Annotated in this window: 19 protein-coding genes; 10 read left to right on the top strand and 9 right to left on the bottom strand. The window is 39.5% G+C overall.

Going from position 1 to position 23,404, the window contains the following annotated elements:
* Positions 1-356: 356 nt before the first annotated feature.
* Together GO621_RS09625 and GO621_RS09630 are read right to left on the bottom strand one after the other, a co-directional pair.
* Complete coding sequence (locus GO621_RS09625) at positions 357-1,013, bottom strand: porin family protein (protein ID WP_157566425.1); 657 nt, start codon at positions 1,011-1,013, stop codon at positions 357-359.
* Positions 1,014-1,084: 71 nt separating this feature from the next.
* A complete protein-coding gene (locus tag GO621_RS09630; protein ID WP_157566427.1) occupies positions 1,085-2,419 on the bottom strand; it encodes an APC family permease in 1,335 nt (444 codons plus the stop codon).
* A gap of 207 nt (positions 2,420-2,626) precedes the next feature.
* Between GO621_RS09630 and GO621_RS09635 the strand changes: the two genes are divergently transcribed.
* The 3 genes from GO621_RS09635 (at position 2,627) to GO621_RS09645 (ending at position 9,719) form a co-directional block, all read left to right on the top strand.
* A complete protein-coding gene (locus GO621_RS09635) occupies positions 2,627-7,711 on the top strand; it encodes an Ig-like domain-containing protein (protein ID WP_157566429.1) in 5,085 nt (1,694 codons plus the stop codon).
* A gap of 63 nt (positions 7,712-7,774) precedes the next feature.
* On the top strand, positions 7,775-8,728 hold the full coding sequence (locus GO621_RS09640; protein WP_157566431.1) for a PorP/SprF family type IX secretion system membrane protein: 954 nt from the start codon (positions 7,775-7,777) through the stop codon (positions 8,726-8,728).
* Between the two features lie 337 nt (positions 8,729-9,065).
* Positions 9,066-9,719 carry an NAD(P)-dependent oxidoreductase gene (locus tag GO621_RS09645; RefSeq protein WP_157566433.1) on the top strand — a complete coding sequence of 218 codons (654 nt, stop codon included), beginning with the start codon at positions 9,066-9,068 and terminating at the stop codon, positions 9,717-9,719.
* A 90-nt stretch (positions 9,720-9,809) separates the two neighbouring features.
* Here the strand turns inward: GO621_RS09645 and GO621_RS09650 are convergent, their stop codons facing one another.
* The 3 genes from GO621_RS09650 to GO621_RS09660 all read right to left on the bottom strand — a co-directional run bounded on the left by GO621_RS09650 (position 9,810) and on the right by GO621_RS09660 (position 14,611).
* On the bottom strand, positions 9,810-10,310 hold the full coding sequence (locus GO621_RS09650) for a hypothetical protein (protein WP_157566435.1): 501 nt from the start codon (positions 10,308-10,310) through the stop codon (positions 9,810-9,812).
* 278 nt (positions 10,311-10,588) lie between these two features.
* Entirely contained in the window at positions 10,589-13,087 is a 2,499-nt protein-coding gene (locus GO621_RS09655) for a S9 family peptidase (RefSeq protein WP_157566437.1), read from the bottom strand.
* Between the two features lie 207 nt (positions 13,088-13,294).
* Positions 13,295-14,611 (bottom strand): SGNH/GDSL hydrolase family protein, encoded by a 1,317-nt coding sequence (locus GO621_RS09660; protein ID WP_157566439.1) that lies wholly within the window; start codon positions 14,609-14,611, stop codon positions 13,295-13,297.
* Between the two features lie 282 nt (positions 14,612-14,893).
* Between GO621_RS09660 and GO621_RS09665 the strand changes: the two genes are divergently transcribed.
* From GO621_RS09665 to GO621_RS09690, 6 genes are all read left to right on the top strand, one after another.
* A complete protein-coding gene (locus GO621_RS09665) occupies positions 14,894-15,715 on the top strand; it encodes an MOSC domain-containing protein (RefSeq protein WP_157566441.1) in 822 nt (273 codons plus the stop codon).
* 27 nt (positions 15,716-15,742) lie between these two features.
* A complete protein-coding gene (moaCB, locus tag GO621_RS09670; protein WP_157566443.1) occupies positions 15,743-16,693 on the top strand; it encodes a bifunctional molybdenum cofactor biosynthesis protein MoaC/MoaB in 951 nt (316 codons plus the stop codon).
* Positions 16,694-16,704: 11 nt separating this feature from the next.
* Positions 16,705-17,880: a molybdopterin molybdotransferase MoeA gene (locus GO621_RS09675; protein WP_157566445.1), complete on the top strand. Its 1,176-nt coding sequence runs from the start codon at positions 16,705-16,707 to the stop codon at positions 17,878-17,880.
* 106 nt (positions 17,881-17,986) lie between these two features.
* Entirely contained in the window at positions 17,987-18,940 is a 954-nt protein-coding gene (locus tag GO621_RS09680; RefSeq protein ID WP_157566447.1) for a GTP 3',8-cyclase MoaA, read from the top strand.
* Positions 18,941-18,964: 24 nt separating this feature from the next.
* Positions 18,965-19,198 (top strand): MoaD/ThiS family protein, encoded by a 234-nt coding sequence (locus tag GO621_RS09685; RefSeq protein ID WP_157566449.1) that lies wholly within the window; start codon positions 18,965-18,967, stop codon positions 19,196-19,198.
* Positions 19,158-19,673 carry a molybdenum cofactor biosynthesis protein MoaE gene (locus GO621_RS09690; RefSeq protein WP_157566451.1) on the top strand — a complete coding sequence of 172 codons (516 nt, stop codon included), beginning with the start codon at positions 19,158-19,160 and terminating at the stop codon, positions 19,671-19,673. Before GO621_RS09685 ends, GO621_RS09690 begins: the two co-directional genes overlap by 41 nt.
* Positions 19,674-19,868: 195 nt before the next feature.
* Here the strand turns inward: GO621_RS09690 and GO621_RS09695 are convergent, their stop codons facing one another.
* Entirely contained in the window at positions 19,869-20,066 is a 198-nt protein-coding gene (locus GO621_RS09695) for a Txe/YoeB family addiction module toxin (protein ID WP_157566453.1), read from the bottom strand.
* Positions 20,048-20,305 carry a hypothetical protein gene (locus GO621_RS09700; protein ID WP_157566455.1) on the bottom strand — a complete coding sequence of 86 codons (258 nt, stop codon included), beginning with the start codon at positions 20,303-20,305 and terminating at the stop codon, positions 20,048-20,050. The genes GO621_RS09695 and GO621_RS09700 overlap by 19 nt, the downstream gene beginning before the upstream one ends.
* Positions 20,306-20,373: 68 nt before the next feature.
* Here GO621_RS09700 and GO621_RS09705 point away from each other — a divergent pair, with 68 nt between their 5' ends.
* Complete coding sequence (locus GO621_RS09705; RefSeq protein WP_157566457.1) at positions 20,374-20,676, top strand: SelT/SelW/SelH family protein; 303 nt, start codon at positions 20,374-20,376, stop codon at positions 20,674-20,676.
* A 344-nt stretch (positions 20,677-21,020) separates the two neighbouring features.
* On the opposite strand, the gene GO621_RS09710 is transcribed toward GO621_RS09705, so the two are convergent.
* Positions 21,021-22,523: a trypsin-like peptidase domain-containing protein gene (locus GO621_RS09710; protein WP_198170199.1), complete on the bottom strand. Its 1,503-nt coding sequence runs from the start codon at positions 22,521-22,523 to the stop codon at positions 21,021-21,023.
* Between the two features lie 696 nt (positions 22,524-23,219).
* The gene (locus GO621_RS09715; protein WP_157566459.1) at positions 23,220-23,369 is read right to left on the bottom strand and encodes a lmo0937 family membrane protein; all 150 of its coding nucleotides are present in this window, start codon (positions 23,367-23,369) and stop codon (positions 23,220-23,222) included.
* Between the last annotated feature and the right edge of the window lie 35 nt (positions 23,370-23,404).

Consider the following 23,404-nt stretch of genomic DNA (forward strand, 5'->3'; position numbering starts at 1 on the left):
ATGTTAGGGCCTGTTTAAATTTTGTCCTTTTGTTTGATGCCCCTTTTATACCATAATTTTTTAAATTTTTTGTGTTTTTGGCTAAAGCCCGTTGTCGGTTATCCTTTATCCACGGCCTTAAGGCCGCGGCAACCGCAGTTGGAACCTAATTGGGACATTCTATCCACACAAAGCCAATCCAGCATTAGTAAAACAAAGATCTGTCGTAAAAACCGGGCTGTAAAATTACCACGGCCTTCAGGCCGTGGATGGCATAAACACAGACAGGGGCTTTAGCCAAAAAAAGAAGCACACAAAAAAATTACCGAATAAATTTTAAACAACTTCTAAAGCAACGGTTTATAAAAAAGCGATTATCAGAAAAATATGCCCAGGCTTAAAGCCAGATAATCGCTCTTGATATCGTACGAATTGCTTAACGTATTGGTTAAGCCGTGGTTTAGGGTTAAACCGGTTTGCAGCTTTAAACCCGTACTAAGGTGCCATTCTGCCCCGGCCCCAACTATCAAACTTGCCCTGAATATATTTGCATCCGTTAAGGTGTAGTTACCCGAATTGTTAACCGATTCTTTGCCGCTGATTTTGATGCCTGTACCCAAACCAAACTGCCCGTAAAAGCGGGCAAGGTCGGTTGGGTTGCTTTTAAGTTTTAACGTAAGCGGAATCTCAATGTATTGAAGTTTGTAAGTGCCGGTATAATTTGCAGCATCAGCAATTAAAGGTTGGCTCAGGTTTCCGTTGATGCTGGTAACCGTAAAAGCAGTGGAAAAAAAGTAATTGCGGTCGAAACCAAAATCTCCCAAAACACCGTAGCTGATGCCAGCGCGTGCGCCCGTGCTGATAGCAGAATTGCCGGAATTGGTAACCCGCATCCAACCGATATTAGGCGATAAGGTAAACCCCAGCTGAATGTTCCGCTCGCTAAAACTTGACTGCCGGCGATAAATTTGCTGTGCCGAACTTAAAAACGGTAAAAAAAGCAGGCAAAATAAAAATAAGCAGTTTTTCATCATGATGAACGTGTTTTTTATATGTAAAGGTTTAAAAAGCGATACTGTTTTTAGGCAGGTAAAAACAGTATGGGTTAATTTGCCGGTAAAGGTTTTTTGGCATAGCGGATGATTTGCCAAGCTGCTTCTCCGGAAAGTAAAGCGCCAATAGCAAAAACTGCTGGCTGCCAGGTATTTCCGGAGGCAGAAAAAGCACCGGCAAGTGCAGTTATATAAACACTAAAAGGCAGCAAAGCCATCAACCCTAAACCATAAATATTTAAAGGGATTTTAAAAGGGCGAGGCATTTCCGGCAATTTGATACGAAAGATGATCAGCGTAACAAACTCTAAAAATAAAGCTGCGCCGTAAAGGGTAACATCGATAATCAGCAAATCGGTAAAAGTCCATAAAATCATAAAACTGATAATTACAGAGCAAACCAAAATAGAAACATAAGGCGTTTTGTATTTTGGGTGAAGTTTGTTTATTTTTTGGGGAAGCAGGCCATCATCGGCCATAACTTTGGGCACGCGCGAAACCGAAAGCAGAACGGCCGAGTACAAGCCTAATGCGCTGGCCATCCCGCCAAAAGAAAGCAATGCGCCAAGCCAATGGCCACCAATTAAAAGCCCAACAACCGGAAAGCCTTCTTTCTCGAGCTTTGCCGGATTAATCCCTGCTTGTTGTGCAACAAAAACAGCCAGAAAGTACACCGAAAAAATTAGGATAAAAGCCGTAAATATAGAAATAAGGTAAGTACGGATTGGTTTGTTCACTTCCTCGGCATAAGTGGTTACGTTGTCCCAACCAATAAAATTCCACATTACGGTATAAAGCCCTAATCCCAGCGAAGAAAAACCAATGCCTTTTAAAGATAAATGCGGAAAGGTAAAACTGCCGGCATGATGGCCGAACGCCATATAAAAAAGGATGATAAAAGGGGTAAGTACCAAAGCGCTTAAAAACAGGGAAGCCTTGCCAACAGGAACTATCCCTAAAATATTTAATCCTGCTGACGACCAGATGATGAAAAGGCAGATCGGGATTTTATAGGCATGGGCACCGGGGAAAAAGAAAGCAGCATATTCTGTAAAAAGCACCGGATAAATGGCCAGGTCAACAAAAGTATAAAGCCAGGTCCACCAGCCTTCATACAAGGCCCAGCGCAAGCCTAATGCTTTTTTTACCCACTGATAATAGCCGCCGGTAACGGGCATCATACTATTCAATTCGAGTACAGTGAAGATAGTTGGAATATCCCACAAAATGGGTGTAATGATGAGCAGCAGGAGCGCGCCATTTTTTCCGGCGTAACCTAATAAGGGCTCCAGGCCATATGGGCCACCAGAAACAGTCAGGAAGATGATGGCGATTAAAGGCAATATCCCTAACTTTTTTCGGGCGGAAGGAGGAGCGGGTAACATCATGGAATAAAGCTAAAAATAAATTACAGTTTGAAGGCTGTAGAAGTGCTTTATACGAAGCCGCTGATGATATGCTTCTTTTATCAGTGTATTTTATTCAATTTCTGGAAACATCAGGCTTAACAGGTCGTATAACTCCAAATTAAATTTTGACCTCATTCGATAAAAAAACTACTCCTTTTCTTTAAAATCTTCATCTCATATTCTTTTATGTTAAAACAATTACAAATTCTTATCCTGCTGCTGTTTTTAGCAGGATTAATTTCTAACAAAGCTTTCGCCCAGTTTCCTTACACAAATGGTTTTACGAATTCTACAGCACCTGGGCTAAACACAGGGGGAACGGCGTTGCTTACAGCAACCAGAGTGCCAGGAGATGCGGAAGGTAATGGTTATTTAAGACTGACTTCTAATTCAAATAATCAGGCAGGTTATGCCTTTGTTTCAAATAGTTTTCCTGCTACTAAAGGTATCTCAGTAGCCTTTGAGTACTCAACTTATGGAAGTAGCAACGGAAACGCAGATGGAATAAGTTTTTTTCTTTTTGATGGTAGCTTGCCTGATGCTAACTTTAGAGTTGGTTATTATGGAGGTTCTTTAGGGTATTCTAATTCAGGAAGTAATGCAGGCTTATCAAGGGGTTATTTAGGTATTGGAATAGATGAATACGGGAATTTCTCTGACCCTAATTTTGGTGTGGGAGGAACAGGACGTGCAACCAACTCAGTAACTATTCGCGGTGCTTATAATGATCCAAGTGGTGCTTATCGTATGCTTAGAACAGTTCAGCTTTCTACATCCACTCATGGGTTTAATACTATTGCTGGCGGAAACCGTGGTGTGGTAAATACGGCAGGTTACAGAAAAGCTTATATTGATGTTGTACCTGATGCAAGCGGTGTTGGATATGATATCACAGTAAAGATTCAGCATGATGCAGTTTCCGCTCCGGTAACTATTATTAATAACTATTATTATAATTATCCGGCTCCTTCAACTTTAAAATTTGGATATGCAGCTTCTACTGGGGCTGAAAATAATTATCATGAGATCAGAAATACAACAGTAGATCTTCCGGCGGCTTCTAAAGCTACTTTAACTGCACCAACCCAAACTAACCAAACCTTAAATAGTTGTTCTAATGGTACCGGAAGTGTAAATATTTCAAGCGGTTTTAGCACAAGTAACGGGCCTAATGGTGTGATAAACACCGCCAGTACCGACTTGGATCCTTCTACTGCAGGAACCCAAACTACTTATTTTGTTGCATCAAAAGGAACATTTACTTCGGATGGGAGCGGTATCATAACTTTTACACCTTTAAACAGCTCTGTTACCGGTACGGCAGTTTGTAATTTTACGGTTGGGGATAATTACAACTCAACTTCAAATACAGCAACTGTAACTGCAATAATTAATGCTGTCCCAACACTTACCATTACAAATCCGGCGGCAGTATGCGCACCTGCAACAGTTGATCTTACTGCGGCGGCTGTTACTGCAGGCAGTGATGCTGGCCTAACATTTTCTTATTATAGTAATGCGGCTGCAACTACCGTAATAAGTAGTCCGGCTGCAATAGCAAGTTCGGGTACTTATTATATTAAAGCGGTAAATATCAGCGGCTGTTCCGTAATTCAACCGGTAACAGTTATTATTAATCCTCAGCCTACAACAGCAAATGCGGGTACTATCCCAATATTAACTACAGCTACAACTACCTCTGCTACTTTAAACGGCAATCAGCCAACCGCAGGAACAGGTTCTTGGTCGCAAATTAGTGGCCCTACTACAGCCACTTTTGTTAATGCAGCTCTTTATAACACAAGCGTAGGCAATCTTGCTCCCGGTACTTATGTTTTTCGTTGGTCAATTACAAATAGCTGTAATACATCAACCAGTAATGTTACAATAACCGTTAAGTCTTCCAACGCTAATCTCACTAATCTTACCTTAAGTGCAGGTACATTGTTACCTGCCTTTACTGCTGCAATAATTTCTTATACAGCTACTGTTGCAGATAATGCTGCTTCAATAACTTTAACGCCGTTTACTGCGGACCCTAATGCTACAGTTAAAATCAACAATACAACTGTAGTTAGCGGCAACGCCTCCGGGCCAATAGATCTTCCAGTAGGCTCAACCAATGTTCAAATTGTAGTTACAGCTCAGGATGGTGTTACTACTAAAACATATAATGTTAATGTAACGCGCCCGGCAACCATAGCTCCATCTGTTCCTGTTTTAGTTTCCGGTACAATTACAAACAGTAATACACCAACGATAACTGGTACTTCAGAGGCAGGTTCAACGGTAACATTATACGATGGAACGACAGTGATAGGCACAGCAACAGCAGATGGCAGCGGTAACTGGAGTATTGTAACCTCTACTTTGATTGATGGAACCCACAGTCTTACTGCTACAGCAACTTTCCCTAATAATGTCAGCCCGCGAAGTTCTGCTTTGACAATTACAGTAGATACGACAGCACCGGCTGTAGCAAGTATTCTGGCCCCTGCAAATGGTAATATATCTGCTAATACTCGTCCGGTGATTACTGGAACAGCTGAAGCAAATTCTACAGTATCTTTATATGACGGAACAACATTAATTGGTACCACGACAGCTAATCCAACCGGTAACTGGAGCATAATACCTGTTACAGCATTGGCAGATGGCAGTCATAGCCTTACCGTAACAGCAAAAGATGCGGCAGGCAATGTAAGTGCAGCAAGTACTGCAACAACGATAACAGTAGATACTACTGCGCCATTAGCGCCGTCGGTGCCGGCACTTGCATCGGGAGGTACAATTACAGGCAATAACAGGCCGACAGTTACTGGGACAGCAGAAGCAGGTTCAACAGTAACGTTATATGACGGAACGACAGTGATAGGTACAGCAACGGCAGATGCAAATGGGAACTGGAGCATAACACCTGCTATAACACTTGCAGATGGCAACCACAACTTAACAACAAAAGCAAAGGATGCAGCGGGAAATGTTAGTGCAGCAAGCCCTGTAGCAACCATTACAGTAGATACAGTGCCACCAGTAACGCCATCTGTACCAGTATTAGCATCGTTAGGTACAATTACAAACAATAATAAACCAACAGTTACAGGTACGGCAGAGCCGGGATCAACAGTTATTTTGTATGATGGAACAACGGTTATCGGAACGGCAACGGCAGATGCAAATGGCAACTGGAGCATAACACCTGCTACAGCTCTTGCCGACGGAAATCATAGCCTTGCTGTAGCAGTAAAAGATGCTGCAGGCAATATGAGTACAGTTAGTACAGCAACAACGATAACAGTGGATACAATTGCACCAGCAGCGCCGTCTGTTCCCGTACTTGCTTCTGGTGGTACAATTACAAATAATAATAAGCCAACAATTACCGGTACAGCAGAGCCAGGATCAACCGTAACATTATATGATGGCACAACAGTAATCGGCACAACAACAGCAGATGCAAGCGGCAACTGGAGCATCACACCTGCTACAGCCCTTGCGGATGGAAGCCATAATTTAACAACAAAGGCAAAGGATGCAGCTGGAAATATAAGTGCAGCAAGCGCAACAACCATAACAGTAGATACAATTGTACCAGCAGCGCCGTCAGTTCCGGTGCTTGCTTCGGGCGGTACAATCACAAACAACAACAAGCCAACAATTACAGGTACAGCAGAGCCAGGTTCAACAGTAACGCTATACGATGGCACAACAGTGATCGGCACAGCAACGGCAGATGCAAGCGGCAACTGGAGCATCACGCCTGCTACAGTCCTTGCAGATGGAAGCCATAACTTAACAACAAAGGCAAAGGATGCAGCAGGAAATGTTAGTGCAGCAAGTGTTGTGGCAGCCGTTACAGTAGATACAAAAGCGCCGGCTGTACCGGTAATAGCAGGTGATGTTAATAAAGGCAGTGTTAATACAACTAAACCTACTATTGCCGGAACGGCAGAGGCAGGCTCAACAGTAAGTATTTATATGGATGGAATACTGCTGGCAACGGTAACAGCAGATGCTAATGGTAACTATAGCTATACCCCAACTACTGCTTTGGCCTTAGGCGGCCATAAAGTAAATGTTACAGCAACAGATATAGCCGGAAACGTAAGTGCAAGCACTAATGTTATTACTTTTAGTGTAGACTTAGCACCTACAGGCCTTGCATTAAATAGTATAGCGCTTTACGAAAACCAGCCTTCCGGGACATCAGCGGGAACACTTTCTTCTGCAGACCCTAATGCAAGCAGCACTTTTACTTATGCCTTAGTTTCGGGAGCAGGTTCTGCAGATAATGCTTCGTTTAGCATTACAGGAAACAAGTTAGTAACTACAAAAAGCTTCGATTACGAGGTTAAGAGCAGTTATTCAGTTAGGATCCGGACGACAAATCAATATGGTTTGTACTTTGAACAAAGTTTTACCATCAATATTTCTGATGTAAACGAAGCACCAACGCTTGCCGCTATTTCTAACCAAACAGTTTGTTACACCTATTATACACAAACAATACGGCTAAGTGGTATTACTGCTGGTTCGGAAACAGGGCAAAGCACTACTTTGAGTGTTAGCTCGACTAATCCTGGATTATTTGCTAATTTGAAAGCGTCTTCTGTATCATCAGGTCAGGCAACTTTAAGCTATGATTTAGCCACAACAGGATCAGCAGTTGTAACTGTAACGGTTAAGGATAACGGTGGCACAGATAACGGAGGAACTGATAGTTTTAGCCAAACCTTTACCATTACAGCAAATGAACTTCCGATAGCAGCGATAACATCTGATAAAGGAGCACAAATTTCTAAAGGTGAAACCGTAACACTTACGGCAACAGGCGGAAGTAGCTATAGCTGGGATACATCGCCAAATGTTAGCGGCACAAGCAGTTCAGCGGTTATTAAAGTTCGCCCAAGCCAAACAACAACTTACCAGGTTACAGTAAGCAATGCTTCTGGTTGCAGTGCTAAAAGCAGTATTACCATCAATGTAACGGATGATTATTCGATGATTGATGCAGCTAACATCTTAACGCCCAACGGTGATGGTAAGAATGATACCTGGATAGTTAAAAACTTAGACCTGTATCCTGATAATACCGTTTCAATTTTTGATAAAGGCGGAAGGAAACTACTCGAGGTAAAGCATTACAACAACGATTGGGACGGTAGCTTCCAGGGTTCGCCATTAGCTGAAGGAACATATTATTATGTGATTGATTTTGGCCCTGGCAAAGGCCCTAAAAAGGGTTTCATTACCATTTTAAGGAACAGATAAGGTAGCAAGAAAATCCAAGATAAAATAATCATTATTAGCAGGGCTAAAAAAAGAAACAACACGATGAACAATCAAAATATAAAATTTAACTCAAAGCGGGCAAAAAACTTTAAAGGGATACCCTGCTTATTGCTGCTTACTGCTGTTTTTATGCAGGTAAAAACAGTAAGCGCACAACTTAACCCTTTTTCATCCATGTACTTCCAGAACCAGTACCTTACCAACCCGGCAATGGCCGGGCTGGACAAAGGGCTGACTATAAACCTGGGTGTACGCCAGCAATGGACTAACATACCCGGAAGCCCAAAAACACAAATAATTTCTGCGGATTATAATGCCGGTAAAAATGTTGGCTTGGGCTTTAACGTTAGCAATGATCAGGCTGGCTTGCTCCGTCAAACCAGGGCTGTTGCTACCTACGCTTATCATGTGCAGTTGGGGGGCGATAACCAGAAACTAAACTTCGGCCTTTCGGCAGGAATTACTGATGAGCGGATTAATTATAGCCAGGTGGACGGTGATCAGGGCGATGTTCAGGTGGACCGGTACAACCAGCAGCGTCCTTATTTAGATGGCGATTTTGGTGTATCTTATACCAGCAATAATTTAACTGTTCAAGGCGCTATCCCTAACTTAAACCACTTTTTTAAGCATGATAATACCGTACTTGGTGTTGACCGCTCCGTTTTCATGACTTCTGTTAGTTATAAAATTGCTTTGGCCAGTTTGCTTGATGGTTCTGCCATCGAGCCTAAATTGGTTTTTCGTCGGGTTTATGGTTATAAAGATATTTTGGATGCAGGGCTTAATTTCACTTTAAAAAATGAAATGTTACATTTTTATACCATGTACCACAGCTCACAAAGTGAAAGCTTGGGTTTTGGGGCGAATATTAATCCAAATGTACAATTGATGCTCTTTTATACCACCGAAACTTCGGCCTTGAAAACTTATACCAACGGCGACCTCGAATTAGGTTTAAAACTGCAATTAGCCACAAAGAAAAATAATTTATAAGCTAAGTATTATTTTTAGTTGAAAAGGCCTGTAGCACCAAACGTGCACAGGCCTTTTTGTATTTATAAAATAATAAAAGTGTTAAAAGGTTTATAGCTTTTAGTTTAAGCAATAGAACTGGTTTGTTCAAGCAATAGGATATGTTAAATTTTACAATTATTTGCCGATAAAAGAAGCATTGGAAATAGCCGGAGACATCCTATAAAATCAATAATAGGTTGAAAGTGTTTATACACCAAAAGGCCTTAATTTTATCGCTAACTTTATATCTTTTACAATTAAAAATAACTTTAAAATATTTAAAAAGCCAATAATTAAATTAATAAGAAACAGTATCATGAAAATAGCATTAATCGGAGCTTCGGGATTTGTAGGTTCTGCCATTTTAAAAGAAGCTTTAAACAGAAAACACCAGGTTGTAGCAATTGTAAGAAACCCGGAGAACATTACGCTTAAAGATGAAAACTTAACTGTAAAACCAGGTGATGTTTTAAATGAAAATAACGTTGCCGAATTGATAAAAGGTTGTGATGCCGTAATTAGTGCTTATAATTCTGGTTGGGGAAATCCGGATATTTATAATGAATTTTTAAAAGGTTCCAAGTCTATCCAAAGCGGTGTTAAAAAGGCTGGTATTAAAAGATATATTGTAATTGGTGGTGCCGGAAGTTTGGAAGTTGCGCCAGGTGTACAAGCGGTAGATACGCCTGATTTTCCTGCTGCAATAAAGCCAGGGGCAACTGCTGCAAGGGATTATTTAAACATTCTTAAAGAAGAGCAAGAATTGGATTGGACTTATATTAGCCCGGCTTTTGAAATGCACCAGGGTACTTCGGGTATTAGAAAAGGGGTTTACCGTTTGGGTTTGGATAATCCGGTATTTGATGAAGAGGGCAGAAGTGTATTATCAGTAGAAGATCTGGCCCTGGCAGTTATAGATGAACTGGAAAAGCCAAAACACATCCGCAAACGTTTTACTGCGGCTTATTAAAATATTTTTTCAAACTTGTGATGCTGTTTTTATCAGCATAAAAACAGCATCACAAGTTAAACAGGATTTAATACCTGTAATTTTCGACTGTTATTTGGCCAGGGTATATTTATCCCTTCTGCCTTCTTTAACGGTTGTTAAAGCGCCTTTTGCTTTAAGGTTAGAAAGTACACTTGCAATTTGTTTAAACAATTTGTCCGGGTCGCTTTGTGGCTCGTATTGTGCCATAGCATTGGCAATATCCTGGCCAAAACCTTCGCCAATTTCATTTAACGCAAATGCAATTTTACCGCTTAACCCTAAGTCTGGCGTATATTCAGCAGGAACTTCCAGTGCTTTGTGTGCTGCTGCTTTGCCACCTTTTGCAGGTTTTGCATCAGCTTTCTTTTTGCTGCCTTTTGCAGAAGTATCTTCTGCTTCCTCTATAACAGCATCCAAAATATTGTCTTTTGTTTGTTTTGCTGATTTAGACGGAGCAGCAGAACCCGAAAAAGCATTTAACAGATCTTCGTACTTTTTAGCTTCTGCCTGAATGGTTTTTATCTTTTCTTTAAGATAACTGATGATTTCTTTTTCTGTTACGTTTGCCATGTAAAAATGTATGTAAGGTTGATAATTAACAATAATAGTAAATTTAAAACTTAGATTATTCTATAATAATAAATTTTTGTTTTGTTAATGCAACGCCGGCCTGCAAGTATTGTTTTGTATAATTTATTAAATTCAGAATAATTACAATTAAAAACGGTACTTGTATTGATTTAATTATACTTTCAGTAAAATTATAATTAAATCGATCTTTAAAAAAAAGTGCTCATTATAAGTGCAATTACAATACTTCTTTTATCACCTAAAAATTGATAAAAGGATTAATTGGCAACTGGTTTTTTACCGTTCATTTCTATTTCTTTATCCATCTCCAAAATATCTACCGGTTGAGAAAAATCGCCTAACAGATACTTGCAAAAATAGTCTCCTTTTTGCCAGAAAAAATATTCGGCCATATCACCATACGCATGCCGTTGGCCGGGCAATAAAACATAATCAAAACGTTTGTTGGCTTTAATCAGGGCATTGATTAAACGGATAGTGTTGGACGGACTAACATTGTTATCAATATCGCCGGTAGAAAGCAGTAAATGCCCTTTCAGGTTTTTAGCTAAATCCTGGTTTTTATCAATTGAATATTGGAAAGTTGTATCTCCTTTTGGCGTAACGGCTTCTTTCAAACCATTGTGCTTTTCGCTCCACCAACGATTGTAAATGCTGTTATCGTGATTGCCGGATTCCGAAACAGCAACTTTAAAAAAATCAGGATAAACCAACATCGCTGCGGTTGACATAAAACCTCCACCCGAATGCCCGGTAATACCAACGCGGTTAATATCGATAAAAGGATAGCGATCAGCTAATTGTTCTGCAGCCGCTTTTTTATCGGCCAAACCATAATCGCGCAGGTTACCGTAGCCGTAATTGTGGTACCACTTGGACCGTTCCGGGTTGCCGCCACGGTTGCCAACGGTTACTACAATAAACCCAAATTGTGCTAATCTTTCATTCGCATCCATGCTTTTACTGAAAGCACTATTTACCGCTTCGGTTTGCGGCCCGGGATAAACATATTCAATTAACGGATACTTCTTTTGTGCATCAAAATCATAAGGTTTGTATAATACGCCATATAAATCAGTAATGCCATCGTCAGCTTTTACTTTAATTGGTTCCGGGAACTTGTAACCTGCCGCCATTAAATTTGACAGGTCGGCTGTTTCCAAATCCATCAGTTTGTGTCCCATATAATCACACAAAATTCCTTTTGGCGTAGTGTTTACACGAGAGAAATTATCAACAAAAAACTTACTGTCGTCATTTAAACTTGCAGCATGATCAAAGTTGCCGCCGTTTAACAAATGCAAGTTACTGCCATCAAAATGAATACTGTATAAATGAGAATAATATGGGTTTTCGTTTGCTTCCCTGCCCGAAGCTGTAAAATACAAGATGCGGTTTTTAGCATCAATATTTACAATATCATCGCAATGAAAAGAACCGGAAGTAATCTGGTTTTTCAATTTTCCGGTTTCATCATATAAATAAAAATGCGCCCAACCATCCCGTTCAGACCATTCAATCAATTCTTTTCCGCCGTTAACCAAACCCGGGCGGTTAATTTCTACATAAGTATTTAAACGTTCCTGGACCAAAACATTCACTTTTCCGGTTTGGATATCAACACTGCAAACGTCAATCTTTTTCAGATCGCGACCGGTACGATAAAAGTAAAACTTACTGTTATCTCCCAGCCACAAGTTCGGACGAAATTCATCGTCGCGGTTTTTTTGCAGGACTGGTGCCGGCCACATGGTTAATTCCTGATCTTTAAATAAGGCTGTATTTAATTTTTTTGAGGTTTTGGCATCAAAATCAAACAGCAGCATTTCTTTCATCGGGTTTTCTTTTTCTCCCGGAAGCTGGTATTTATAAGTTTCTAAAGTTGGGCGAGGTTCTGCAATACTATTGATAACCCACATATCTTTTACCTTACGGGAATCTGTACGGATCAAAGCAAAATGTTTGGCATCCGGCGACCATAAAACTTGTGTTGGCTTACGTTTTTTCTTGTTTTTTTCCTCCTCAACGTTAGTTTCGTTCATAAAACTTCCGCCGTAAGCATAATCTTTTACGCCATCTTTGGTTAACTGGTGTTCTACAATTGTGCTGTCATCTTCATTTTTCAACGCCTTTTTATAGTTGGCTTTGTCCATCCAATACAAATTATAATTGCGGGAAAAAATGATGGCCGAACTATCCGGCGCAATAGAAGCCCACGCAGGTTTTGGTTTTACTTTATCATAATTTACCAGTTCAATTAGTTTTCCGGTTTGTAAATTGTATTGAAAGTAAAAGGTTTTCTTTTCGAGCGAGTCGGTAGCTTTTTTATCTTTCCGATCTTTTTTAACTACATCAACACTGCTTTTTAAATCAAACTGGATGCTTTTTTCATCCTTGGTAAACTTTAAATTTTCGATTGGCAAATGTTGGGCATCAAAAGGGTCTTTTACAATTAAAGTAACTTCGGCAGCAACTTTGGCATTATCAAACAGCAGTTTCTTGCTTCGGGCAGCAGGATCAACCAGGTACCATTTTTTACCCGCACTGGTTTCGAACATGTACCAGAAACGGTTGGAGTTCTTCAACCAATGGGCATCAACAGAAGTAGAAAAGATCATTTTTTGTAATTTCTTCGGAGAGAAACGCGCAGCAAGCAAATAATTTCCTTTAACAGGATTAGGATTTTGGGTGACAGTTTGTGCTTTCAACTGAAAACAAAACAAAGGGAGCAGTAAGGAAAGGAGGAGTTTTTTCATCAAGAGTAAAATAATGACGAAAAGTATTCAATTGTAACTTAAAATGGTAATGCTTTTTGTGAAAAGGGAAACTTAACGTGTAAAAATTTCAATACGACTGTTACTTATATAAAAACAGGTGCTAAAAGAAGCATCGGCAAAAAGCAGCTGATAGTTTGATAACTATCAGCTGTTTTAAAGATTTTATATGGATAAAAACAGTATCTGTTACGGCTGTACTTTAACAGCATTGTAAGTAGAAATATCGAGCGTTGGAAGGTTGGAGCCGTATTTTGTATTGATAACATTTATTAACTGATCTGCAACATAAGCATTGCCGCGCGGTGTAAAATGCGTGCCATCCAAAGAAAAGAAACCGCCGCTTATAAAATTGGTATTAATGGTAACACCATTTTGTGTAATACCGCCTACCAATTGGTTTAATAAAGCATAAGTATCAAAAACAGGCAGGTTATTAGCAGCAGCGGCAGCTTTAATACTGGTGTTGTAACTGTTTACATAATCTTTAACTTTTGCGGCTTCATTAACATCCAGCACTTCTTTACTTAAAAGCGGATTGGCTTGCGATAAGCCATATAAAGGCAAACCGTTTACGGTTGCCCCTAATTGCGAGGTGTTAAAAGTTAGCATAATCAGGTCGGCATTTGTTGCTGCACGGGTAACATAGTTTCCGTTTGCATCCAACGCCTGGATATACAAAGTTGTAAAAGCAATATTTATTTTTTGCGCAGCGGCAATCAAACCTGTTACTGTAATATAATGGAAAAAAGGTATAACGGTAACATCGGGTATGGTAACAACAACACCTTTGGCACCGCTTTTTGTAAGTGCAGTAATAACATTGTTGTAAGTAGAAGTAAATGTTGCTTTATCGGTTAGCGGATATAATGCTGATGTACCATCAGACGTAGCGTAACCTAATACATCATTATCGCCAAGCCAACAGGTAAAAAAAGTAAAAGGTTTAGCGGTAACAAAATCTAAATACGGGGTTGTGTTTGTTGGTGAATTTCCCGGAAGCATACGCTCGTAATAACCGTTATAATTACCATAAGCAATGTTGGTTACATCGCGTAAATTAATACCCGGTACCGCATAATTGTTTAAATCGCCGCTGTATTTGGTATATAAAGTTACAGTGCCAATTAACGGAATCTGTATTACATCCCTTACGGCCAGTTTATCTGTTACCGGTACAATTTGAGGTGTTCCGTCTGTATTATAGCCTGTAAGCTTCAGGTAACCGGAACCATTTGCCTGATCTGCAGAAAATAAAGGGGAACTGAAATTTCCGCCTCCTGCTAATTTCATTTGCCCCGCAACCAGGTTTGGAAAAGCTACTTGTTGTCCGGCAAGGTACAAACCGCCATCTGCATAACCCGCAGAGGTAGAATTGCCAACCGCAATGTAACGCGAAAAATCAGCAGTTCCGGGAATAACAATGTTGTTTTTCTTGTCTTTTTTACAAGCACCAAAAGATAGGACAACAGCAATAAAGCTTATATATAAGTAACGTAAATTCATGATATTATAATTTAAGTGTTTTTTTAATGCAGAATATGCTTCAGCTTGATTTAGGGTACAATCTATTTAATAGATAAATTAAAATTAAGTTTTACTTTATTTTCCGGCACAAGCATTTATTTGGTAACAATAAATTACTTGTTTTTAAATTAGCCGTTAAACCCTTTTTTAGTCCGGTTGTTAATTAAACTTATAGTAAAAATACAATAAATAATTTGCCTGTTTTAGGACAACTTGCAATCTTCTTCCAACAAAAAATAAAATTGCTTATATCTTTATTGCATGTTAAAAATCAGCGGGCTTTTTGTTTATCCCATCAAATCACTCGGTGGTATTGCACTTCATACTGCACAAGTTTGCAACCGTGGTTTAGAGCACGACCGGCGCTGGATGCTGGTAGATGAAAACAACCGGTTTTTATCGCAACGGGAAATCCCGGAAATGGCACTGCTACAGGTTGAATTTGTTGATAATGGTTTATGGGTGATGCACCAGCAGCAAGCCGAAAGTTCAATTTTTATCCCCTTTATGTTTGATGCAAAAGAAGCAGCTGTTTGTACTATTTGGGACGATAAATGCTTGTCAGAATTTGTAGATCGCGAAATTGATGCCTGGTTTACCGAAATGCTGCAGTTAAAATGCCGGTTAGTTTACATGCCAAAAACTACTTTGCGACAGGTAGACCAGCAATATGCACAACCAGATCAGGTTACTTCTTTTGCCGATGCCTATCCTTTTTTAATGGTGGGGCAAGCTTCGCTGGATGAATTAAATGGGCGTTTGCCAGAAGCTGTACCGATGGACCGTTTCCGGCCAAATATTGTTTTTACCGGTGGCACTCCATTTCAGGAAGACCAGATGCAGCATTTTACCATCAGTAACATCAATTTTTATGGTGTAAAACCTTGTGCCCGTTGTCCGGTTATTACCATCAATCAGGAAAATGGAATTATAGGAAAAGAACCGTTAAAAACATTAGCCGGTTATCGCAAAAAAAATAACAAGGTTTATTTCGGCCAAAACCTTGTTCATGATGGAGAAGGTGTTATCAGCATCGGTGATGAAATCAATATCAAAGAATTAAAACCGGAAAAATTTATATAAACCAGCTTTTATGCTGATAAAAGAAGCATGCAAAACGTTACCCATAAACAAATTACGCTCCGTATGGCACGGGCTGTCAGCGTAATTTTTTGTACAGAAGCAACCATAGAACTCATTAAAAACAATCAACTTCCCAAAGGTAATTTGTTTGATGTTGCACAGGCAGCAGGTTTTTTAGGCGCAAAATTAACACCGCAATTATTGCCGCATTGCCACCCGGTTGCTATTGATGGCATGAGCATTAAATTTGATTATCTCGACAAAGAAAAGCATGCAGAATATGTAGATGAAAAAGCGTTTAACCGGCCAGGGATTTTGATTTTGGGAGAAGCAAAATCCATCGGCCGGACCGGAATAGAAATGGAAATGCTGACAGCAGTTTCTGTTGCTGCGCTCGAAATTTATGATATGCTGAAACCGGTTGATAAACAATTGGAAATCGGGCACATTAAATTGTTAGAAAAACGCGGCGGCAAAAGCGACCGGCAGTTGCTGTATGAAGATGTTTCGGTTTGCGCCGTTTTGGTTTGTTCTGATTCTACCGCTGCCGGAACGAGACAAGATCAAAGCGGAAAAATCATCAAAGAAATGCTGGAAAGTTTTAATGCAGAAGTAAGATATTTGGAAATTTTACCGGATGATAAGCAGCAAATCCAGCAGCAAATTTTAGATTGGGTTCGGGAAGATGTTCCGTTCATTTTTACAACCGGCGGAACAGGTTTAGGCCCGCGCGATAATACCGTTGCTGCTGTTGAAGAATTGCTGGAACATAAAGCTGATGGAATTGCCGAAGCAATGCGTGTATTTGGCCAACAACGTACACCTTTAGCCATGATGAGCCGTGGTGTTGCCGGGACCATCGGACAAACACTAATTGTTACTTTGCCAGGAAGTGCAAACGGCGCACGAGAATCTTTGCAAGCTATTTTACCTGCTGTTTTTCATGCACGAAAAATGATTTTGGGCGGCGGACATTAATCAAACCAAAAATGTTAAATTATAAAGAAGCCCAACAAATAATCACCAGTTTAGCCAAATCATTCGGACAAGAAACTTTATCATTGGATGAAGCTTACGGAAGGGTTTTAGCAGAACAAGTTTTTGCAGATCGTGATTATCCGCCTTTCAATCGTGCAACAATGGATGGTTATGCCATCAATTTTAAAGATTGGGGGCAACGCATCAATAATTATGCGGTAAAAGAAGTAGTGTTTGCCGGTCAGCGTTACGGGCAGGAGGTTTTAGCTGGTGAATGTTATAAAATCATGACGGGTGCTGCTGTTCCCCCAAATGTTAATCTCGTTATCCGCTGGGAAGATGCAACGGAAACAAATGGCCACGTTTCCTTTAATGTAGAAACTGTAAAACCTTTCCAAAACATCGCCAAAAAAGGTGAAGATATTCAGGCTAATACTTGCATTATCGATCAAAATATAATTTGTCCACCATCCGTAATTGCACTTTTGGCTACGGTTGGAAAAGCAACAGTTCAGGTAGAAAAATTACCAAACGTTGCTTTATTTACCACAGGCGATGAAGTGGTAGAACCCGGGCAGCCAGTTTCTGATATTCAAATCCGAAACAGCAATCAGTTTTTATTAAAAAGTTTGTTGAAACAATGGCAAATTAAACCAGCGATTTGTAAACATATTTTGGATGATAAAGAGCAGCTGAAACAAGCAATCAGCGCAGCTTTAAATTCGGATATGATTATTTTATGCGGAGGCGTTTCTGCAGGTGATGCAGATTATGTTCCGGAGATTTTGGAAAATTTAGGCGTTAAAAAGCTGTTTCACCAGGTAAAGATCAAACCGGGAAAACCAATCTGGTGCGGACAATTGCCTTCCGGCGGATTGGTTTTTGCGCTTCCTGGAAATCCTTTTTCCTGTCATGTAACGTTCAAATTATTTATCGAACATCACCTTAGATATTGTTTTGGTTTGTCAGAAAAGGAGTTGGCAATGCTTCCTTTATCAACACAAAAACTGAAGAAAACAACATTTGATGAATTCTTTCCTGCTATTGTAAATCAGGAAGTTACGCCAATTTTGTTTAATAGTTCAGGTGATGTAAAAGCTGCTTTAACGGCTAACGCAATTGCTGTTCATCCGGCAGAAACATCGGATTTACAAGCAGGAAGCTTGGTTGCGTTCCATCATATTTAAACCAACATTTCGTTGTATATTTGGTTGTACACACATAAAGTTTTTATTTGTTCAAATTAAAATTAATTATTCTGCACGATGCTTCTTTTATCGTGTTAAAAATCCAATGAAAGTGTTGAACGATCCATACGGAAGAAAATTTAAAACTTTAAGGGTAAGCTTGTTAAATACCTGCAACCTCAACTGTTTTTATTGTACGATGGGATCGGAAGAAGATGTTGTTTTTGATCATCGTCTGCAAAAATCAGCTGCTTTTTTTTCTGGTATTATTTCGCGTTTGCACGAACAACTCGATCTGGAAACTATTCGTTTAACGGGCGGAGAACCTTTATTGTATCGCGAATTGCCGGAATTGATTCGAAATTTAACGCTGATCGGAATTCCCAAAATTACCATGACCAGCAATGGTTATTTGCTTTCCCGTCAGGCTGCTGCTTTAAAAACTGCCGGTTTGCAAGCTATTAATGTTTCTTTGGATGCTGTAAACGAAGCTGTTTTTTTTAAAATGGCTAAACGCCGTCATTTGGACAAAGTTTTAAACGGAATTGAAGCTGCTATAAATGAAGGTATCCAGGTAAAATTAAACGCCGTAATTATGAAAGGCATGAACGAAGATGAGATTATCCCTTTGGTTGATTATGCTTTCAGTAAAAATATTCCGGTCCGTTTTCTGGAAGTAATGTCGATGGGTCATTTGCACCATGAATCTGACAAATATTTGTTTTCGCAACAACAATTATTGGATACAATCGCAACAAAATATAATTTTAAACGAATGCCGAGAGCAACTTCGGCAACGGCAAATTACTGGCAAACTGCCGAAGGAAATACTTTTGGTATTATTGCCAATAATAGTGAACCTTTTTGCCAGGATTGCAGTCGTTTGCGTTTAGATGCTGATGGAAATATGTATGGTTGTTTAAGCACCAATCATCCAATTGCAATGGATTCAAATGATAACGATTATGTTTTGCAGGAAAAACTGCAATTGGCTATGAACCAAAAACAACTGCACCATTTTGTGGGCAGCGAACTAAGCATGTTAAACATTGGCGGTTAATGCTTCTTTTATCACCTAAAAATTATGACTATACAGGTTTTTGCTGTTTTAAAAGATTATTTTGATAAAGAGTTTGAAATAGCAGGCGACTTAAAAAATATAGCGGCATTAAAACAAGAACTGGCAGTGCAAAACCCGCAGGCAGCAAACGTTCTTGATCTTTGCCGTTTTGCTGTTCATGATGAATTTGTTGACCCTGATTATCCAATAACTACAAATGATACCATCTGCATTATCCCGCCCAGCAGTGGCGGCTGACCTTCCGTTTTTATCTGCCGAACCTTTGGATCTGGTTGGATTATTGGCGAAATCGCATCATCCGGAAGCTGGCGCTGTTGTACTTTTTAGCGGGGAAGTGCGTGATAACGATCCGCAAACAGATGTGGATTATCTGGAATATGAAGCGCAGGAAGCAATGGCATCCAAATTAATCCGGCAAATTTTGGATGATGCCTGTGAAAAGTTTCCGTTAAAGATTGCTTTGGCCCAACATCGTGTTGGTAAAGTTGGTATTTCAGAATCTGCTGTTGTAGTAATTACAGCTTCGCCTCATCGTGCCGAAGCTTATTCTGCTAATCGTTATATTATTGATAGGATTAAGCACGAAGCACCGATCTGGAAATGCGAATATTTTAAAAACGGGACGAAAGAATGGGGCGGAAATTGCAATTGCCAAAAAATTACCGGCGATGCAAATAAGCATGTTTACGAATGGACGGAAGATAAAAAGTAGCTATTTATCATCGTAATGTCCGGCAGCAGAAACAATAAATACAGAAACTGTAAGTTCTTTTATCTCATAAATCAGCCTGTCTTTTTTGTTATATAAAGTCCATTAGAAATTTACAATTAACTTTTGGAATCTTAAGTATTTTTAACTGTAACCTATTTAGGGAAAACTATTTTAATTGAAAAAATATATTAGACTTTATATAATTCTTCGAGACCAAAACCCTTTATATTGATATTTTAAGGCTTCCGGTTTTCCAATCCCTTCGTATGGGTTCTGTTGAAGTTCTTCAAAAATCTTTTCAATTGTTTTAATACTTTTTTTGTCGCCTGATTTTAATATTTTACTTAAATCTTTAACAGCTTTATCAGATAGGTTTAAAGTATATTTTCCCATACTGATTTTTCTGGGTTAAAAGTTTTATATCTGCCAGCTTTTATATCGGCCATGCCTTGTTCAATAGATGCTATATTTTGTGGGTTGTCAAAAAAAGGATCGTTGCTTACACGCCCGGTTTTACGCAGTTCAAAAGTCTCGTTTTCGCCTCTTTGAATAACAACCCGTTCTTTTTCTGCCAGGTTTAAATACTTCTCCATGTTTTCGCTTAATTCCGTTGGACTAATTACTATCATCATCAAAGTATTACCTACGAATATACTTAATTTTTAAATTAGTATCTTCTAAAACATAGATTTTAAATTTGATGGAGCCTGCTTCTTTTACCACTAAAAAACCTGTAATTACCATTGAATATTGCCCTAAATGCCGCTGGCTTTTGCGTGCAGCGTACATGGCGCAGGAATTGTTGACTACGTTCGAAGATGATTTGCACGGCGTTTTGCTTCATCCAAGTGAAATTGCCGGCCGTTATACTGTTTTTATCGATGAAAATATTCTTTTTGACCGCAAGCGGGAAGGGCGTTTTCCCGAAATTAAGGAGTTAAAACAGTTGGTAAGAGATCAAATAAACCCGGAAAAAGATTTGGGGCATTCGGAAAAAAAGTAAGCTTTTGCCGGATCGGCCCTTGTAACGCTGCTTGAATGCTCTTTTATTTTTTATTTTGATGAAGTGAAAACTAAGGCAAAGGCCTTGTTTAAACCTTTTTTCTGTTTCTCTTTTTCTCTTTTTTAGGCTGATGCTTCTTTTATCACCTAAAAATGGTTGCCCTTGTTTTTGATTGATTACAGGTCAATAACAGACCTATAAGGTTTTCAAAACCGTATAGGTCTATGAGTCAACTTTTATATTTAAATTCAACCATCAAGCGGATAAAAGCCATAACAGCAGCAAGTGTTTTTTCACTTGTTTCAAGAAATGCCTTTCCCGTTAACAACAAAAGCCAATTTCAATTAAGCCCCTAAAGAGAGGTTGAATATAATTTTTGAACCATCCGGGGTTATACAGGCAATTCTGATAGTACCCTGAGTTGCAGTCATAAACGCTTTATTTAACTCTATCGGGTTATTAACCTCTGTACCGTTGATGCTGACAATTATAGAACCGGGCTGTATCCCAATCTGTTCAAAAAAACCGCCACGGGCAATGGCGGTAACTACCATTCCTGAGTTTACCTGGTACCGTTGTTTGATCTGCGGGCCAAGGGGGGCAAACTTAGCCCCGAGCTTATTATAGATTTCATTGATTGACGGGCCTGTACTTGCATTTAAATTTTCCGCTGCCTGGCCTTTTAATGTAGCAATTGTATTCACTCCTTTTCCTTCCCGCAGGTAACTTAGTTTAATCTGATCGCCGGGATGGTGCATGGCTATTCTTTCTGACAGTTCTACAGAGGAGTTTACTTTGACACTGTCTATACTTTGAATAACGTCTCCTTCTTTTAACCCTGCAGCGGCGGCAGCGCTGCCATCCTGCACGCCGGTGATATAAACACCTTTAACACTTTCGGGACTAATGCCCCTTTGCCGTAAAACCTCATCTTCGGTTGCAGGTGTAGGAAAGCTTACGCCTAAAAGTCCACGTTTCACTGTTCCGAATTTTCGCAAATCATCAACGATCTTTCGGGTGAGATTAACGGGGATGGCAAAGCCATAACCCTGATAACCTCCCGTTTGTGAAGCAATGGCGGCATTAATGCCAATGAGTTCGCCATTTGTATTTACCAACGCTCCTCCGCTGTTACCGGGATTAATAGCAGCATCTGTTTGTATATAAGCTTCAACTGCAGAACTGGCAGCCGACGAGGCACCTTCCTGGTTGTTTTCCTGCTCTTTACTACCGATGAGGCCAATGCTTCTTTCTTTAGCACTAACAATTCCGGCGGTAACCGTGGTATTTAAAGACAATGGATAGCCGATGGCTAATACCCATTGCCCAATCTGCACTTCATCAGAATTACCTAATTTAACAGGACTTAAGCCCGTGGCATCGATTTTTATCAGGGCGAGGTCTGTGTTAGGGTCACGGCCAATTAGTTTGGCTTGAAATGTTCGCTTATCAGTCAATACAACCTGGATATCACTGGCATCTTCCACCACATGGTTATTAGTTACGATGTAGCCATCCTGGCTTAAGATAACGCCCGAGCCAGATGCCATAACAGGTGCAGATTGCTGAGGGGCACCAAAATAACTTTCGGGCCTTGAATTATAATTCTGGCCGGAAAGCTGTACTTTAATATGTACCACTTGCCTCGTGGCTATCCCGGCTGCCTGGGTAAAATCCGGGTAGTTATCTAAAGAAGCGGAACCGGTACGACTGGATACAAACCTGATTTTCCCATTCCCGTCAGTTATGGCCTGCGGCTGAAAATTATGTTCCATAATCTTAAAAGAACCAAAACTTACGCCTGCTGCCACAACAACTGTAAGTGCTATTAAGCCTAATTTATTCATGATGAATGTTTAATAAATGCTATTATCTGTTGTTATAAACTTTCTGAATGAATTGAATATCCTTGTATTTAGAGAAATGACTATAGGATATAAGTTAGTTTAGGGCCTTTCATAATGAAATTATTAAGTTACAGACTAACAGGATAAGAAAATAACAATATTATTTGCAATAAAACAAGGTAAATGAAATAGTGTTTTAGCAGTGCGTTATCATTATAATCATATTTTTTGGCTTACAGAAAAGTAACGTTGTAAACTTTGCCCAGCATAGATGCTTCAATGATTTACTTAAAAAAAGTGTAAGTATTCTACATCAAACCGGCATTTGCTTCTGTCATATCTATTATCAGTTAACTTCCTTCACTGATGCCGTGAAGCAATTAAAAGCTTATATGAAAAATGGCATAATACCGCGGGCATTAGAGGTTTTAGTAAAAGGAGGTTTACCGCTATGTTAAGTACTGGTAAGAGATAAAAGCTAAGGGTAAAATTGATAAGTTGTTAGGCCAGCTTAATGACGTATTAAAAAAGGTGTTTGACAGGCCAGATTATTTAAAAAAGTAATATACAATTTTTATTTTAAAGTTGTAATTCTTCCAACAAAAAAGTCTGGGTAAAAGAAGCATCAATGCTTCTTTTACCCAGACAAAATATAGTTGATCTTTTCTTATGTTCCGATCAACTTAAAATTAATCATCAGGCCCTTCTAATCAAGCCCAGAATTAAAGAAATAACCGCAATTACCAATAATACGTGGATAATACCGCCTGCTACGTGGAAAGCAAATACTCCTAAAGCCCATCCTATAACCAGGATAACGGCTACGATATACAATAATGATCTCATAACAATAATTTTAAAAATGTGATTAAATGGTTTAA

It is taken from the genome of Mucilaginibacter arboris (assembly GCF_009754915.1).
In the GTDB taxonomy this organism is placed as follows: domain Bacteria; phylum Bacteroidota; class Bacteroidia; order Sphingobacteriales; family Sphingobacteriaceae; genus Mucilaginibacter_A; species Mucilaginibacter_A arboris.